At 68.5% G+C, this 1,196-nt stretch carries 1 protein-coding gene; it reads left to right on the top strand.

Annotated elements, in window-relative coordinates; translation table 11 throughout:
- Window positions 1-33: 33 nt before the first annotated feature.
- A partial coding sequence (locus Q8K99_04890) for an IS1634 family transposase (GenBank protein MDP2181890.1) occupies window positions 34-1,196 on the top strand: 1,163 nt, incomplete at its 3' end.

Genomic DNA, 1,196 nt, shown 5'->3' on the forward strand with positions numbered 1-1,196 from the left:
CTGGCCCGCCGTCATCTGGAACCGGGGGGCTTCGTGCTCTACGACCTCTCTTCCAGCTACTTCGAGGGACGCTCCTGCCCGCTGGCCGCCCTGGGGCACTCCCGCGACGGCAAGAAGGGCACGCTTCAGATCACCTACGGACTCATCTGCTCGCCGGAGGGTCGGCCGGTGGCGGTGGAGGTCTTCCCCGGCAACACCCAAGACCAGAAGACGCTGCCCCACGCGGTCTCCTCGGTGACGGAGCGCTTCGGCTGCGAGCGGGTCATCTTCGTGGGTGACCGGGGCATGCTGACCGAGACCAACGCAGAGACCCTGAAAGAGCGGGAGGTGGGCTTCATAAGCGCGCTCCGCGCCCCTCAGCTGAAAGCGTTGGCCGCTTCCGGGGAACTCCAGCTCTCCCTCTTCGACGAGTGCAACCTGGCCGAGATCCAGGCCCGGGAGTTCCCCGGGGAACGCCTCGTCGTCTGCCGCAACCCGGCGGTGGCGCTCGAGCGGCGGCGCAAGCGCGAGGAGCTCCTCCGGGCGACCGAGGGCGAGCTCGGCAAGGTCCAAGCCATGGTCGAGAACCCGCGCGGGCGCCTGCATCGCGCGGACGCGGGTACCATCGGCGAGCGGGTGGGGCGCATCTCCAACAAATACAAGATGGCCAAGCACTTCCTGCTCCGGATCGCGGACGGCGCCTTCTCCTTCGAGCGGAAGGAGGACGGGATCGCCAAAGAGGCGGCGCTCGACGGCCTCTACGTGCTCCGCACCACCTGCACGGCCGAGGAGCTCGGGACCCGGGCGGTGGTCCGGGCCTACAAGCAGCTGAAAGTGGCCGAGCGCGCCTTCCACCAGATGAAGTCCGAACTCGAGATTCGTCCCATCCACCATCACCTCGAAACCAGGGTGCGCGCCCACGTGTTCCTGTGCATGCTCGCCTACTACGTCACCTTCGAGCTGAGAGAACGCCTGGCGCCGCTCCTGTTCACGGACGATACGCCCCTGGCACCCGCCGACCCGGTGGCCCCGGCCGAGCGTTCGCCCGCGGGGAAGGTGAAGGCGGGATCCAAGCTGACTGCGGACGGCTTTTGCGCCCACTCCTTCCCCGACCTCCTGGCCGAGCTCGGCACCCTCTGCCGCAACGAGGTGCGCATAGAGCCCGGTGGGCACAGCTTCACCCAGCTCACCAAGGCGAACCCCCTCCAGGGGCGGGC

It is taken from the genome of Actinomycetota bacterium, assembly GCA_030682655.1.
Lineage (GTDB): Bacteria > Actinomycetota > Coriobacteriia > Anaerosomatales > JAUXNU01 > JAUXNU01.